Source organism: Roseomonas alba (genome assembly GCF_019430885.1).
Lineage (GTDB): Bacteria > Pseudomonadota > Alphaproteobacteria > Acetobacterales > Acetobacteraceae > Neoroseomonas > Neoroseomonas alba.
Window position 1 is genome coordinate 1 of record NZ_JAHYBZ010000005.1, and the last position, 14,716, is coordinate 14,716.

At 69.9% G+C, this 14,716-nt stretch carries 11 protein-coding genes and 1 tRNA gene; 6 read left to right on the plus strand and 6 right to left on the minus strand.

The window, feature by feature from the left end:
- Positions 1-276: hypothetical protein (locus KPL78_RS14630; protein ID WP_219763723.1), on the minus strand; the 276-nt coding region annotated here is incomplete at its 3' end.
- 207 nt (positions 277-483) lie between these two features.
- On the opposite strand from KPL78_RS14630, the gene KPL78_RS14635 reads away from it, so the two are divergent.
- Positions 484-555 (plus strand) — tRNA-Thr (locus KPL78_RS14635).
- A 299-nt stretch (positions 556-854) separates the two neighbouring features.
- Positions 855-1,469: a YajG family lipoprotein gene (locus KPL78_RS14640; RefSeq protein ID WP_219763724.1), complete on the plus strand. Its 615-nt coding sequence runs from the start codon at positions 855-857 to the stop codon at positions 1,467-1,469.
- Positions 1,470-1,711: 242 nt separating this feature from the next.
- Here KPL78_RS14640 and KPL78_RS14645 read toward each other — a convergent pair whose 3' ends face one another.
- Together KPL78_RS14645 and KPL78_RS14650 are read right to left on the minus strand one after the other, a co-directional pair.
- On the minus strand, positions 1,712-3,277 hold the full coding sequence (locus KPL78_RS14645) for a sensor histidine kinase (RefSeq protein WP_219763725.1): 1,566 nt from the start codon (positions 3,275-3,277) through the stop codon (positions 1,712-1,714).
- Positions 3,278-3,862: 585 nt separating this feature from the next.
- Complete coding sequence (locus KPL78_RS14650; RefSeq protein WP_219763726.1) at positions 3,863-4,546, minus strand: response regulator transcription factor; 684 nt, start codon at positions 4,544-4,546, stop codon at positions 3,863-3,865.
- A gap of 131 nt (positions 4,547-4,677) precedes the next feature.
- Between KPL78_RS14650 and creD the strand changes: the two genes are divergently transcribed.
- Positions 4,678-5,991, plus strand: a complete 1,314-nt coding sequence (gene creD, locus KPL78_RS14655) for a cell envelope integrity protein CreD (RefSeq protein WP_219763727.1) — start codon at positions 4,678-4,680, stop codon at positions 5,989-5,991.
- An 11-nt stretch (positions 5,992-6,002) separates the two neighbouring features.
- On the opposite strand, the gene lpxK is transcribed toward creD, so the two are convergent.
- The 3 genes from lpxK to KPL78_RS14670 all read right to left on the minus strand — a co-directional run bounded on the left by lpxK (position 6,003) and on the right by KPL78_RS14670 (position 9,560).
- Entirely contained in the window at positions 6,003-6,992 is a 990-nt protein-coding gene (gene lpxK, locus KPL78_RS14660) for a tetraacyldisaccharide 4'-kinase (protein WP_219763728.1), read from the minus strand.
- Positions 6,993-7,006: 14 nt separating this feature from the next.
- Positions 7,007-8,365, minus strand: coding sequence for a 3-deoxy-D-manno-octulosonic acid transferase (locus KPL78_RS14665; RefSeq protein ID WP_219763729.1), 1,359 nt, complete (start codon positions 8,363-8,365; stop codon positions 7,007-7,009).
- A gap of 517 nt (positions 8,366-8,882) precedes the next feature.
- Complete coding sequence (locus KPL78_RS14670) at positions 8,883-9,560, minus strand: lysophospholipid acyltransferase family protein (RefSeq protein ID WP_219763730.1); 678 nt, start codon at positions 9,558-9,560, stop codon at positions 8,883-8,885.
- Positions 9,561-9,716: 156 nt separating this feature from the next.
- Here KPL78_RS14670 and KPL78_RS14675 point away from each other — a divergent pair, with 156 nt between their 5' ends.
- The 3 genes from KPL78_RS14675 to trxA all read left to right on the plus strand — a co-directional run bounded on the left by KPL78_RS14675 (position 9,717) and on the right by trxA (position 14,473).
- Positions 9,717-10,907, plus strand: coding sequence for an efflux RND transporter periplasmic adaptor subunit (locus KPL78_RS14675; RefSeq protein WP_219763731.1), 1,191 nt, complete (start codon positions 9,717-9,719; stop codon positions 10,905-10,907).
- Between the two features lie 4 nt (positions 10,908-10,911).
- Complete coding sequence (locus KPL78_RS14680) at positions 10,912-14,061, plus strand: efflux RND transporter permease subunit (protein WP_219763732.1); 3,150 nt, start codon at positions 10,912-10,914, stop codon at positions 14,059-14,061.
- Positions 14,062-14,140: 79 nt separating this feature from the next.
- Complete coding sequence (gene trxA, locus KPL78_RS14685; RefSeq protein ID WP_219763733.1) at positions 14,141-14,473, plus strand: thioredoxin TrxA; 333 nt, start codon at positions 14,141-14,143, stop codon at positions 14,471-14,473.
- Positions 14,474-14,716: the final 243 nt, after the last annotated feature.

A 14,716-nucleotide genomic window follows, 5' to 3' on the forward strand; every position in this document is an offset into this window, starting at 1 on the left:
GGCGGGCGGGGTCGGCGGCGCGGCGGGTGCCGCGGGCGCCGGCGGCGGCGCGGGCTGGGGTGGCGGCGGTGCGGGCGGCGCGGCGATTTCGGGGGTCGGCGCTTCCTCGGGCGCCTCGGCGCCACGCGGCGCCTGGTCGGCGCCTCCCTGGAACACGACGGCAAAGGAAGGCGGCGGAAGTTCTTGCTGCGGCTTGCTGCGCGGGTCGATCTCGAGAAGGACCGCCAAAAAGAAAGCCAAATGCAGCAGCGCCGAGACCAGCGCCGACCAGCGCATCGTCCGCCGCGCACGGCGCCGCGTCGCCAGGGGGCCTGGCGGCTCAGGCACCGAAAGCGCGGCGGGCGCTGGCGGCGGCTGGCGGTCTCGGGGGGACAGACGCATCGGGGGGTGAGGCAACCCTTGGCAGATTGGACGGCGGAGACGCCGAATCGAGAATTCGACCGGGTTGCCGCGCTCGGATGCTCTGCTACACCAAGCGTGCGCGCCGGGTTAGCACAGCGGTAGTGCAGCGGTTTTGTAAACCGAAGGTCGGGGGTTCGAATCCCTCACCCGGCATGGCTTTCGGCTCCTCACCGCATTTCATGCAGTTCTGCGGACCCCTAGCGGACCCTTCGGAAATTTTAGCTGCCGATCCAAGTCTGCTGACAAGGCCGCGCGGTGATCCGCCGCATCGGGCGCTTCTATGCATTCGGGCGATGCCATCTCCGGACTGTTGCGGGCCATCCGCCGGCTGATCGGTTGGGAGCTGATGCTGGTGCGCGCGCAGCCAGTGCGCCAGGTTCGCCCCTGTGGCGCACATTGTGGAGAGGTTACTCAACCGATTATCCTTCACGCAATCGCGAGAGGGAACCCCCATGCTGCGCTTCGTGGCCCCGCTTGTTCTTTTGCTTACCAGCGGCTGTGCTTGGACGGTCGACAGCGTCGATATCCGGCGCCCCTCGACACCTGTTGTGGCCGTGCCTGGCGCCGATCGGATCATGGTCACGGTGACCACTTCCGATGCCAGGCAGGAGCGCGAGATCAGCCACAAGAAGAACGGCTACGGCATGCGTGGCGCCGATATCATCGCGTCGAACGATGTCGTCGCGGAGGTCCGCGAAGGGATCGTTGAGATCCTGCGGGAGCAAGGGTTCAGAGATGGTCCTGGCGGGGCCACGATCCGAGTGGAGTTGTCGCGGTTCTACAGCACGTTCGACACGGGGTTTTGGTCAGCTACCGCCAATGCCCAGGTCACGGCCAGTGTGACCGTCGTCGCGGCAGACGGGCGCAATCTCTATGCGCGGGTGTTCAACGGCAATTACCAGCTACCAAACGTGCAGATCATGAACGGCAGCAACGCTGCGAACGCCCTTCGTCCCGCTTTGGGCGGGCTACTTCGCCAGATCGCGGATGATCCGCAATTGACCCGCGCACTGCTTCAGGCAGTGCCAGATGTTGAGCCCCCGTCGCGACGCAACCTTCGAAGCTAGGCGGATCCCCCTGTCCTTCTGGTGCGGCTGTGATCGGGACGCCCTCTGATCGCGTCGGCGCGGGACGGTGATCGCCCCTCCCGCGGCTCGCGGCAGTGGCCCGCCAGTTTCCCGCCTGTTCACGGTCGCTGCCCATGGTGCCGGCATGCGACAGACCCTTCTCCGACTCGCCGCCCGTGCTTTGATCGGCTGCGGGGAGACCGACCCGGCCCACGGTTCGGCGCGCCCGTAGGCTCGGGTGCTTACCCCGCCGCGGGCAGCGTCAGCAGGAAGGCGGTGCCGCGTTCGGCCGGCGCCAGGGACAGTCGCCCGCCCACCGCCTCGGCGAGGCTGCGCGCAATGGCGAGGCCAAGCCCCGTGCCACCCGCCCCCCGCGCCGTGGTGAAGAAGCGATCGAAGATGCGCGCTGCATTCGCCGCCGAGATGCCGTGCCCGTCGTCGCGCACCGCCACCCGCGCCACGCCGTCTGCCACCGACCAGGCCACCGTGCAGCGCGCACCCGGCCCTGCGTGCTGCCGCACATTCTCGAACAACATGCCGAGGATGCTGCGCAGTGCGTCCGGTGCGATCGCCGCCGTGACGCCCTGCGCCCCCGACAGCGAGACCAGGTCGCCATAAGTCGCGGCGGCCTCAACCGCCACCGTCGCCACATCGGCACGTTCCGGCGCATGGGCGCGCGGCGCCTCGGCACGGGCGAGTTCCAACAGCCGCCGCGTCAGTCGATCAAGCCGCGTCACATCCGCCATCGCCTGGTCCAGGAACGCGGCACGTTCCGCCGCGCTCATCGTCGCGCCATGGTCCTGCAGCAGTTCCAGTGCCCCGCGCAGCGCGGCGAGCGGCGTCTTGAACTCGTGGCTCACTGCCGTCGCGAACTCACCGATGTAGTCCGCGCGCCGTTCCAGCGTCTGAGCGATGCTGGCGATCGCGGCCGCAAGCTCATCCGCCTCGCGCACCGCGCTGCGGCGCAGGCGCCGAGGCTCCACGCGCGCCCCCGACGCCACCGCCCGCGCCTGATCCGCCACTGCCCGGATCGGCCGGCTGACCGTAAAGGCGGTGAATCCCGCCAGCGCCGCCGCCACCGCCAGCAGCCCCAACGCCAGCGCCGCCAGTTCCCACCGCTTGCCATACAGCGCCTGCCGGATGGAGGACGGCGTGCGCGACAGCAGAACCGCCCCGATCACGTGATCCCCCGCCCGCACCGGCAGCGCGACGAACACCCGGAACGCCGCCGCCCGGCTGATGGAACCCGAACTCGCGACGTCCGCGACCTCGCGCCGCGCCCGGACCCGCGCGGCGGCCTCGCCGCTCAGCGCCGCCGCAACCTCCTCCAGCGCCAGCAGGGACAGCCCGCCCTCGCCGCCTGTGCTCGCCACCACCACGCCCGCCTCATCCGTCACGCGCATGGCCGCGAGGGTCACGCGCTGCGCCTCCGCCAGGACGGGCGTCAGCGCCGCCCCGGCGGCACGGGCGACGGCACTCGCCGGATCGGGAGGCGTCGCGGCATCGGGCGGCGGCGGGAGCATGGGGTCGCGCGCCAGGTCGAGCGTCGCATAGCGCGGCGCCCAGCCCTCCGGCTGCGGCCGCACCGGCAGGCTGGCGAGCAGGGATGGCGCCTCCGCTCCCGCCTCCTCCAGCCAGGCGACGCGATAGGCGGCGCCGATCACCGCCGCCTGGGCAACGAGCTCGGTTTCCGTCTGGCGGACGAGCGCGCTCTCATACAGGCGCAGCATCCACAACCCACCCAGCGGCAAGGCGAGCAGGACCAGATTCACCAACAGCAGGACGGTGCGGATGCGCGGCTTGGTCATCGGTGGGCACTGGCGATTGGAGAGGGGCTCCGCCCCTCTCCAAACCTCTCCCCGCCAAAGGTCACAAGGCCTTTGGAAACCATCACTTGGCGCCGGGCGCGTCGGGGCGGCGCCATGGGAGAGCGAGCATTGGCGCGCGCCGCGCGGCGCGTCCGTCGCTGGCATGGTGCGGCCGCTCTCCCCAGTGCCGGATGGAGGTTCGCAGAAGCCCTTCTGATGACCCGGTTGCTTTCGCCGAGATACGAATCAGAGCGGCTCTGCCCCGCCGAACCACCGCGCCATCGGGGTCCCATGGACGGCGCTTCGCAACGCCGCAGGATGCCTGTGGATGCGGGACATCCTGGACCGCAATCACTTCGCACCGGATCTGACGGACAAGCCTCGCCCGCCAGGCGCGCTTCGTGCGCAAATGCGGACTTCGGCGCCATTCCGACAGGAGCGCACGGCGCCAGGTCGAGGTTTCCAAAGGCCTTTCGGCCTTTGGTGGGGTGAGGTTCGGAGAGGGGCAAAGCCCCTCTCCGTCGCCCGACGCGCACAGAACATCCACCTCGCGGAAGTGCCGCCAGCGGACCCCCGCTCATCGCCTCAGTCGCCACGTCGAAAGCGATAGCCCAGCCCGTGCACCGTCTCGATCGGCGTCGCCTCCACCGCGGCCAGCTTCGCCCGCAGGTGCCGCACATGGCTGTCGACCGTGCGGTCGCTGACGATACGCGCATCGGCATGTGCGGCGGCCATCAGCACGTCGCGCGTGAAGACGCGCCCGGGATGCGCGGCCATGGCGTGCAGCAGGCGGAACTCGGTGACGGTCAGCGGGATGGACTGGTCGCCCCAGCGCGCCTCGAAGCGTTCGAGGTCGAGGCTCAGAGCCCCGCGACGCAGCGGTGCGGCGGCCGGCGGCACAGCGCGGCCGTCGCGGCGACGCAGCACCGCTCGCACGCGGGCGACCAGCTCGCGTGGGCTGAAGGGCTTGGTCATGTAGTCGTCGCCGCCGAGCTCGAGCCCCAGCACGCGATCGAGTTCCTCGTCGCGCGAGGAGAGGAAGATGATCGGCACGTCGCTGTCGCGGCGCAGGCGGCGACACAGCTCCGTCCCGTCCATCTCCGGCATCATGACGTCGAGCACGAGCAGGTCCGGCTTTTCTCGTGCCACCAGGTCGAGCGCCGCGGCGCCGTCGGCGGCTTCCAGCACCGTCAGCCCATCACGCGCCAGGGCGAAGCGGATGACGTTGCGGATATGCGGATCGTCATCGGCGATCAGGATGGTCGGCATAGGGGTGCGGTCGCCGTGGTCTGCACCGTATTTGCACCAAACATCCTGCGCGGCTGCAAGGGCGCGACACAGCCGCTGCATGCGGCGGCGGCAGGGTGATCGGGCAACCCGGAGACAGGGAACCCGACCGCATGTCCGACACCATGGACCTGGCTGACACGCCGCAAGCCGCGCCCGACAAGCCCCTCATCGGCCCAGCGGGGCTGAAGATCGCGATGATCTGCGCCATCATGGCGGGGCTGCTGATCCCGCAATTCCTCGTCTCGAACCTGGTCGCCGAACGTGAACAGCGACAGGAGGACGCGCGGCAGGAGATCAGCCTGGCCTGGGGCCGCGCGCAGACGGTGCTGGGGCCGCTGCTCGCCGTCCCCTATCGCAGCCCCAGTCTGCGTAGCCCGGATGGCTGGGAACGCGGCACCCTCGCCATCCCGGCAAGCGACCTCGCCATGACTGCGACGCTCGCCCCCGAACGCCGCCGGCGCGGCCTGTTCGAGGCTGCCGTCTACACCGCGCGCATCGAGATCTCCGGCCGCTTCGGCGATATCGCGGAGGCCCTGCCGTCCGAGGCGGAACTCGACTGGCGCGGTGCCTTCCTCGTCACGGCGGCGAGCGATCAGCGGCCTTCGACGGAGGCGCCAAGCCTGCGCTGGGGCGACCGAACCCTGACCGCGCGCGGCGACGGCGCCGCACAGTGCCGCGGGATGGATGAGCTGCGCTGGCCGCTCGACCTGGACGGTCCGCCGGTCCCCGGCAGCAGCTTCAGCGGTACGATGGAACTGCGCGGCACCGGCTCCCTGGAATTCGTCCCCGTCGCACAGCGCGCGCGCTTCACCGCGCAGAGCGATTGGAACACGCCGAGCTATGTCGGTGCCGGCCTGCCGCTGCGCGCCACGTCGGACGAGACCGGCTTCCGCGCCGAATGGGCCGGCGGCCGGGCCGAACGTGCCATGCGCCTGCCCGCGACCTTCTGCGCCGGCACGATCGGCCTGCCCGCCGCCATGGGCGTCGCGCTGCTGGAACCCGTGCAGACCTACCGCATGATCCAGCGCAGCGCGAAATACGCGGCACTCTTCGTGCTGCTCGCCATGATGGTTTATTGGCTGTTCGAGCTGACGGCAGGGCTGCACATCCATCTGGTGCAGTATGGGCTGCTCGGCCTGTCGATGGTGCTGTTCCCGCTGCTGCTGCTTGCCATCGCCGAACCGGCGGGCTTCGGCTTGGCCTATGCGATCAGCACGGCAATGGTGATGGGCCAGGCGAGCCTCTACACAGCCGCGGTGACCGGCCGGGCGCGGCTGGCGGTGATCTTCGCCGGCGTGCTCGCGGCGCTGTTCGGCTTTCTCTATGTGGTGCTGCGGCTGGAAAGCCTTGCGCTCCTCGCCGGCGCGCTGGTGCTGTTTGCCATGCTGTCGGCGGTAATGGTCGGGACCCGGCGACTGGGGTGAGGGGCAGCAGCCTACGCCGGTACCGGCACGCGGGCTGCGATCGGGTCCAGCAATTGCTCGATCGCGACCGGTTCATCCCATTCCAGCCGCACCGTCACCACGGTCACGCGGTTGCGGAAGGCGGGCGGGATGCGCACGAAATCCTTGCGCGTCGTCACCGGGGTGGCGCGCAGGCTTTCCGCTTCGGCCAGCAGGTCGCGCAGGTCGCCTTCGTCGAAGGGATAGTGGTCGGCATAGGCCTGGCGACCGGCGAGGAAGGCCCCGGTCTCCTGCAGCGTCGCGAAGAACTTGCGCGGATTGGCGATGCCGCAGAACGCGAACACCGGCTGGCCGGCGAGCAGCTCGCCCTCCGGTCCCGGGACCAGCTTCGCCCGCAGCACCGGCAGGCCGGGCGGAAGCTGCGCCAGCGCATCGGTTTCATCCGTGCCGATCAGCACGGCGGCGCGGGCGCGGGCGGCGGCGGCGGCCACGGGTTCGCGCAGCGGTCCGGCCGGAATCACGCGGCCATTGCCGAAACCGTAGGACCCGTCGACGACCAGCAGCGACAGATCCTTCTCGAGCGTCGGGTTCTGCAGCCCATCATCCATGACGATGGCCTGCGCCCCGGCAGCGACCGCGGCACGCGCACCGGCGCCGCGATCCGCGGCGACCCAGGTCGGGCGTTCGGCGGCGAGCAGCAGAGCCTCGTCACCCACCGCGGTGCTGTCGTGCACCGCCGGATCGACCCGCGTGGGCGCCTTGATCCGCCCACCATAGCCGCGCATCAGGAAATGCGCGTTGATCCCGCGATTGCCGAGCCGCCGTCCGATATCGAGCGCGACCGTGGTCTTCCCGGCGCCACCGGCCGTGGCATTGCCGCAGCAGATGACCGGCACCGGCGCCTGCCAGCCGGTGCGGGTCATCCTCCGCGCCGTCGCGGCAGCATAGAGGGCAGAGAAGGGCGAGAGCAGGATCGGCGCGAGCCCCCCATTCCCGCCGCTCCAGAACTCGGGAGCGCGCATCTGGTCCTGTCGTCCTAAATCCCCGACTCCGGCGCACCGGATTGTTCCGGCAACGCCATCGCCCCACCTGCCGGCCCGGCGGCCGGCGCTTCCCGCAGGGACAGCAGCGGCAGCAGCGCCGCGGCGATCCGTTCGGGCAATCCGGCCTCCTCGGCCGCCATCCCGGCGGCGGCCTCGGCCTGAGACCGCCCCCGGTCCGGTACCGTTAGCATGGCGTTCACCGCTTCGGCCAGTGCGGCCGCGGGGTCTGTTCCGGCATCGATCCAGGTCACTCCCCCGACCCTGTCGAGCCGGTCATAGACCTCGACGAAATTCCCGATATGCGGCCCGACCAGGACAGGGCAGCCAAGCCGCGCCGGTTCCAGCGGATTCTGCCCGCCATGCGGCACCAGGGACCCGCCCACGAAGGCCGTCGCCGCGAGGCGATAGAACAGCCCGAGCTCCCCCAGCGTGTCGGCCACCAGGATGGCGGTTTCCGGCCCCGGGTCCTGGCCGGCAGCCCGTCGCGCCACGGGCAGGTCCGCGGCGAGCGCGGCAATCTCGGCGCCCCGTTCGGGGTGGCGCGGCACGATGATGGTGAGGAGGTCCGGCCATCGTTCGGCCAGGTGGCGATGGGCGGCGACGGCCATCGTCTCCTCGCCCGGATGGGTGCTGGCCGCGAGCCAGACCGGACGATCGCCCAGCAGGCCGCGCATCCGGGCAAGCTCCGCCCCATCCACCGGCAGCGGCGGCGCCGCGTATTTCAGGTTGCCCCAGCTTTGCGCCGAGGCGCCCAGGGCCCGGAACCGCGCGGCGTCGGCCTCGGTCTGCGCCAGCACCATCCGGAACGATTGCAGGACGCCGCGCGCGAAACCCGGCGCGCGGCCCCACCAGCGCGCCGAGATCTCGGACATCCGCCCGTTGACCAGCGCCAATGGCACGCCGCGCGCCTGCGCCGCCGCGATCAGGTTCGGCCACAGTTCGGATTCGACGAAAACCGCGGCGTTGGGCCGCCATCCGTCGAGGAAGCGCCCCACCCAGCGCGGCACATCGAGCGGCACGAAGCGATGGATCATGCGCGGCGCCAGCGCCGGCGGCACCCGGCGGCCCAGCAGCGTCGCCGAAGTCACCGTCCCGGTGGTGACGAGGAAGGAAAGCGTCGGCGCGGCCCCACCCAGGGCTTCCAGCAGAGGCAGCAGGGACAGCATTTCCCCAACGCTCGCGGCATGGAGCCAGAGCAATGGTCCCGGCGGCCGCGCGGCCTCGGCGCCGAAGCGTTCCGGGAGCCGATCGAGCAGCTCCTTGCCGCGCCGGACACGACGGCGGAGATAGGTTGGCACCAGGGGCGAGGCCGCGATGGCGAGCCAGTGCCAGGCGCAGGCGACTGGGCTCATCGGGCGCGCCCTTGGAGGGGCCCTACCCCTCCAAACCACCCCGCCAGAGGTCCACGGCCTTTGGAAGCCGTGACCTGGCGCCGGGCTCCGTGGGCAAGCCCGGCGACCGGACCCGCACTGCGGCACGGAACGCGTTGCGGGAACGCGAAATGTCCGCCCCGCGCGGCGCCCAAGAGGAATCTTCCAGGGCCCTTCTGACGGCCTCGATGCTGCTGCCGGAGGACATTGGAGGGGCTCGCCCCCCCCAAACCACCCCGCCACGGGCTTCCCATCGACGTTGCTTTGCAGCGCCAATGGGTGCCCCTGGTGCTTGGAGCCCTTGCAGCGCGGGAACCTGGCGCCGGGCAGAAAGCGCCGGCCGTTCGCCTCGAAGCGCGCTCTGCGCGCAAACGCGAGTCTCGGTGCTTCTCCCGCCAGGACCGCACAGCGCCAAGTATCGGTTTCCAAAGGCCCTGTGGCCTTTGGTGGGGTGAGGTCCGGAGAGGGGCAAAGCCCCTCACCGCTGCGCGCGCCCCATTCATGCCCCGGCCATCGCATCGACCTGGTCGCAGGCCTCGGTCAGCGCGGCCTCGATCGCCGCCAGCGCGGCCTCCGCGTTTTCACGCGTCACCTCGACCGGCTCCCCGACCATCGCGAAGCCCCGCGCAAAGGGCAGGGGAAACCGCATCCGGTCCCAGGACCGGGCGAGGCGCATGCGGGTCGAGGCCACGGCACAGGGCAGCACCGTCACGCCTGACAGCGCGGCGAGCTGCGCCACGCCCGGGGCCGCCACCCGCGCCGGCCCGCGCGGCCCGTCCGGTGTGATCACCGCGACGCCGCCGCCGGACAGGATACGCGCCAGCCCGCGCAGGCCGGAGGCGCCGCCCTTGGAGGAGGAGGCATGCACCACGTCGATGCCGAAGGGCTTCACCGCCGCTGCGATCAGCCGCCCGTCCCGGTGGCGGGAGATGAGCACCTGTGCCCGCCGTCCGCCCTGCTGCGGCACGCGCTGCGCCAGCAGCTTCCAGCCGAGTGCCGCGAGCGGCAGGCGTTCGTGCCAGAAGGCCAGGATCATCGGCCGGTCGGCGAAAGGGCGGGCGTGCTCCTCGCCAATCAGCGTCCAGCGCGTGGTGGCCCAGACCAGGCGCAGATACAGCGCCACCAGTTGCGCCAGCAGCCCCTGCATCAGGGGGTGGCGGATCAGGCGCTTGGCCATCGGGCGGGACGTGTCGACTCGGTCACGGCTGCGGCCGTAGCACGCCGCGGCGAGGGGACGAAATCCGGCGGGTGTTCCGCACCCCCCGCAGGCGTGCGAGTATGGAACGAACGCGCTGCCGTCACGGGGCGTGATCCGACGGATAGGATGGTCTGCATGACGGGTGTGGCTGTGGGGCGCATGCGCGGCAAGGGTGGGCTGCTGGCTGCCCTGGGCATCGTCGGGGCACTGGGCCTGCCGCTGGTGGCCTGCGAGAAGTCCGATGCTCCACCGCAGCAGGCTGCCGTACCGCCGGCCGTCTTCGTCATGCCGGTGGCGCGCCAGTCGATCTCCCCGACCGTAGAGTTCATCGGGCGGGTCGAGGCGATCGACAAGGTGGATGTGCGCGCGCGCGTCACCGCCTTTCTCGTCACCCGCCACTTCACTGAAGGCGACATGGTGAAGGCGGGCGAGGTGCTGTTCACGCTGGAACAGCCGCCCTTCGCCGCCGAGGTCGCCCTGCGCCAGGCACAGGTCGAACGCGCCGAGGCGGAATACCGCAACGCCACACTTCAGGTGCAGCGCGGGCGGGATCTGGTGCGGACGAACAATATTCCGCAATCGACACTGGATGAGCGGATCGCCGCCGAGGGCGAGGCGAAAGGTAATCTCGACGCCGCTCGCGCGCAGCTCGAACAGGCGCAGATCCAGTATGGCTATACCGAGATCCGCGTGCCCTTCGACGGGCGCGCGGGGCGGTCGCCGCTCAGCCCCGGCAATCTCGTCGGACCCGATTCGGGCGTGCTGGTGACCGTTGTGCGGGAGGATCCGATCCGCCTGACCTTCCCGGTGACGCAGCGGGAACTGCTGCAGGTCCGTCGCGACGGGCCGGAAGCGGTGCGCCGTGAAGTAAAGGTGCGCGCCCGCCTGCCGGATGGAACGCTGATGCCCGAGGCCGGGCGCATCGAGTTCATCGACGTCGCGGCGAACCGGTCCACCGATTCGGTGCTGGTCCAGGCGGTGGTGCCCAATCCGCAGAGGTTGTTGACGGACGGCCAGGCGATCGCCGTGGTGATCGAATCCTCGAACCCGACCGAGGCCATCGTCATCCCGCAATCGGCCCTCCAGATCGACCAGCAGGGTCCCTTCGTGCTGGTGGTCGGCGCCGACAACAGGGTCGAGGTGAAGCGCATCAAGACAGCGCAGGGCCCCGCCGGCCAGGTGGTGGTGACCGAGGGGCTTGAGGTCGGGCAACTCATCATCACCGAAGGGTCGCAGCGCGCCCGGCCAGGCCAGCCGGTCTCCCCGCGGCCGCAGGAAGCCCCGCCCAGCGGGGCGGTGCCGGCCAACGCCGCGCGCGGCGGCTGAACCGATGATCAGCAAGGTCTTCGTCGATCGGCCGCGCCTCGCGGTCGTCATCGCCATCGTCATGACCATCGCCGGCATCGTCGCGCTGCGCTCGATCCCGGTGGCGCAGTTCCCCGACATCGTCCCGCCGCAGGTGACGGTGACGGCGACCTATCCGGGCGCTTCGGCCGAGGTGGTCGAGGCGACGGTCGCCCAGCCGATCGAAAGCCAGGTCAACGGCGTGGACAACATGATCTACATGCGGTCCACCAGCGGCAATGACGGGTCCTACTCGCTGTCCGTCAGCTTCGCGGTCGGCACCGATCCGGACCAGAATACGACCAACGTGAACAACCGCGTGCAGCTCGCCCTGGCGCAGTTGCCGGAGGAAGTGCAGCGCCAGGGCATCTCGGTGCGGAAGAAGTCCTCGGCGCTGCTGCAGGTCATCACGCTGCGGTCCGCCAACGGGGCGCAGGACAACCTGTTCATCTCGAACTACGTGACGATCAACATCATGGACGTGCTGAAGCGCGTCCCTGGCGTGGGCGATGCGATCATGTTCGGGCAGCGCGACTACGCCATGCGCATCTGGTTCCAGACCGACCGGCTGACCGCGCTGAACCTGACGCCGGCGGACATCGTCAACGCCATCCGGGCGCAGAACCAGGTCGCGCCGCTCGGGCGCGTCGGCGCGCAGCCGGCGAGCACCGATACCTCCTACCAGCTCAACATCCGCACCACCGGACGGCTGGTGACCGCGGACGAGTTCGGCAACATCGTGGTCCGCGCCAACCCGGACGGGTCCGTGCTGCGGGTCCGTGACCTGGCCCGCATCGAGCTCGGCGCCTGGAACGAGGATGTCGGCGCGCGGCTGAACGGGCAGGATGCGATCGGCATCCAGATCTTCCTCGCCCCCGGCGCGAACGCGGTCGGCACGGCGGACGGCGTCGCGCGGGCGATGCAGGGGCTGGCGGCGCGCTTCCCCGCCGGGCTGGAATACGCGGTCAACTACGACACCACCACCTTCGTGAAGCTGACCATCGACGAGGTCATCAAGACCCTGATCGAGGCCTTCGTGCTGGTCGTGCTGGTGGTCTTCCTGTTCCTGGGGTCCATCCGCGCGACGATCATCCCGCTGATCGCGGTGCCGGTCAGCCTGATCGCGACCTTCGTCGTGCTGAACGCGATGGGGTATTCGGCGAACACGGTCTCGCTGCTCGCCATGGTGCTGGCCATCGGCATCGTGGTGGATGACGCCATCGTGGTGGTCGAGGCGGTCGAAGCGACCATGGAGGCGGACCACTCGCTGTCCGTGAAGGATGCGACGAAGAAGGCGATGGAGACCATCACCGCGCCGATCGTCGCCATCACGCTGGTGCTGCTGTCGGTCTTCGTGCCCCTCGCCTTCATCCCGGGCATCTCGGGCGAGCTGTTCCGGCAATTCGCCGTCACCGTCTCGGTCGGCATGTTCTTCTCCGCGGTCAATGCGCTGACGCTGTCGCCCGCCCTGTGCGGCGTGCTGCTCCAGGCACATCACGGGCCGAAGAAGGGGATCATGGGCCGCATCTCCCGCGGCATCGACTGGGTGCGGGACGGCTATGCCGGCATCGTCGCGCGGCTGGTGCGGGTCGCGATCGTGTCCATCGCCCTGCTCGCTTTGTTCATGGGCGGCATCATCGGGGTGGGCAGCCGTACGCCGACCGGCTTCCTGCCGCAGGAAGACCAGGGCGCCTTCTTCGTCGAGGTTCGCCTGCCCGAGGGCGCCTCGTTGAACCGCACGCTGGATGTGGCGAAGCAGGTCGAGACGATGGCGCGGGGCATGGACGGCGTGGCGGACGTCATCACCATCACCGGCTATTCCATGCTGAACGGGCTGGCGCAGTCGAACACGGCCTTCCTGATCCTGACGCTGAAGCCCTTCGAGGAACGCGGCACGCCCGCGCTCGGCGTGAACGGTCTGATCGCGACGCTCGCCCGCCAGACCTCGGTCGTGCCGGCGCAGGTCATTCCCTTCAACCTGCCGCCGATCATCGGCCTCGGCACCTCCGGCGGCTTCGAGTTCCAGCTCCAGAACCTCGAAGGCCGGCCGGTCAGCGAGATGGCGGCGGTGATGCGCGCCGTAGTGCTCGCCGCCAACCAGGACCCGGCGCTGACGCGCGTCTTCTCAACCTTCGCGGCGAATACGCCGTCGGTCTTCCTCGACATCGACCGCGACCGGGCGCAGGTGCTGGGGCTGTCCCTGTCGGACATCTTCTCCGCCCTGTCCTCGGCCATGGGCGGGGCCTATGTGAACGACTTCAACGTCTACGGTCGCACCTGGAAGGTCAGCCTGCAGGCCGAGATGTCGGACCGCGCCGGGGTGCCCGACATCTATCGCGTCCATGTGCGCAACCGGGACGGCGAGATGATCCCGCTGCGGGCGCTGGCCGAGGCGCGTATCGAATTCGGCCCGCAATCCGTCATCCGCTACAACAACGTCCGCAGCCTGACGATCAATGGCGAGCCGGCACCGGGGCGGTCCTCGGGTGATGGCCTGGCCGCCATGGAGCGGGTGGCGAATGCCACCCTGCCGCCGGGCTATTCCTTCGAATGGACGGGCACGGCCTTCCAGGAGAAGGCGGCGTCGGGCCAGACCGGGACGATCCTGGCGCTGGCGGTGCTCTTCGCCTTCCTGTTCCTGGTGGGGCTGTATGAATCCTGGACCATTCCGGTTCCGGTTCTGCTGTCCGTCTCGGTCGGCGTGCTGGGGGCGATGATCGCGATCGGGCCGGCGGGCCTGTCGCTGGACCTCTATGCCCAGGTCGGCATCGTGGTGCTCATCGCGCTCGCCGCGAAGAACGGCATCCTCATCATCGAATTCGCCAAGGAACAGCGAGAACACCACGGGTTGCCGATCACCGAAGCCGCCACGATGGGCGCGAAGCTGCGCTTCCGCGCGGTGATGATGACGTCCTTCGCCTTCATCCTCGGGCTCTACCCGCTGGTGGTGGCGCATGGCGCGTCCGAGATCAGCCGCCGCGCCGTCGGCACCCCGGTCTTCTGGGGCATGCTGGCGGCCTCCTCGGTCGGCATCTTCATGATCCCGATGCTCTACGTCGTGTTCCAGACGGTGCGGGAGCGAATCAAATCCCGCCTGTTCGGACGCAATGCCGAGAGCGCCGCACCGCATGCTTGACCATGTGACAGGGAGGCACGATCTCTGTCACAACTTGGGCGGCCTTCCGGCCGCCCTCCCCATGATGGAGACCCCCCCGATGGGTGACCTGACCAAGCCCGTCTCGGACGACACCTTCAAGCAGGATGTCCTCGAGGCGCCGGGCCCGGTGCTCGTGGACTTCTGGGCCGAGTGGTGCGGCCCGTGCCGGATGGTGGCGCCGATCCTCGACGAGATCGCGACCGAATACGCCGGCAAGCTGACCATCGCGAAGGTGAACATCGACGACAATCCGATGACGCCCAACGAATACGCGGTGCGCGGCATCCCGACGATGATCCTGTTCAAGGACGGCAAGCCACTCGACACCAAGGTCGGCGCCATGCCGAAGGGCGCGCTGAAGTCCTGGATCTCGGGCGCGATCGGCGATTGAAGTGCGTTGCCGGAGGGGCGTTGCCCTCTCCGGCAAAGCGCCCACCCTGTCCGGGCACCGGGCGGAGTCACAATCAACACAGTCCGTGGCGCCCCCGGCCCGAGGCGCCTCTCGAGGGCGCAGACGCTTCCGCCTCGCCGGAGATCGGTGGCGCCCAGTCCCTCCAGGCGCCTTTCATGCGCAAGGGCGGGTTCCCACGTGCTGCTGGCCGTGGAGCGCGGCGGCAACGGAGTGCGGTCCAGG

Excerpts from the sequence above, each read along its gene's own strand:
- KPL78_RS14640 (WP_219763724.1), top strand. The coding sequence starts at position 855 with ATGCTGCGCTTCGTGGCCCCGCTTGTTCTTTTGCTTACCAGCGGCTGT.
- KPL78_RS14645 (WP_219763725.1), bottom strand. The coding sequence starts at position 3,277 with ATGACCAAGCCGCGCATCCGCACCGTCCTGCTGTTGGTGAATCTGGTC.
- KPL78_RS14650 (WP_219763726.1), bottom strand. The coding sequence starts at position 4,546 with ATGCCGACCATCCTGATCGCCGATGACGATCCGCATATCCGCAACGTC.
- creD (WP_219763727.1), top strand. The coding sequence starts at position 4,678 with ATGTCCGACACCATGGACCTGGCTGACACGCCGCAAGCCGCGCCCGAC.
- lpxK (WP_219763728.1), bottom strand. The coding sequence starts at position 6,992 with ATGCGCGCTCCCGAGTTCTGGAGCGGCGGGAATGGGGGGCTCGCGCCG.
- KPL78_RS14665 (WP_219763729.1), bottom strand. The coding sequence starts at position 8,365 with ATGAGCCCAGTCGCCTGCGCCTGGCACTGGCTCGCCATCGCGGCCTCG.
- KPL78_RS14670 (WP_219763730.1), bottom strand. The coding sequence starts at position 9,560 with ATGGCCAAGCGCCTGATCCGCCACCCCCTGATGCAGGGGCTGCTGGCG.
- KPL78_RS14675 (WP_219763731.1), top strand. The coding sequence starts at position 9,717 with ATGACGGGTGTGGCTGTGGGGCGCATGCGCGGCAAGGGTGGGCTGCTG.
- KPL78_RS14680 (WP_219763732.1), top strand. The coding sequence starts at position 10,912 with ATGATCAGCAAGGTCTTCGTCGATCGGCCGCGCCTCGCGGTCGTCATC.
- trxA (WP_219763733.1), top strand. The coding sequence starts at position 14,141 with ATGGGTGACCTGACCAAGCCCGTCTCGGACGACACCTTCAAGCAGGAT.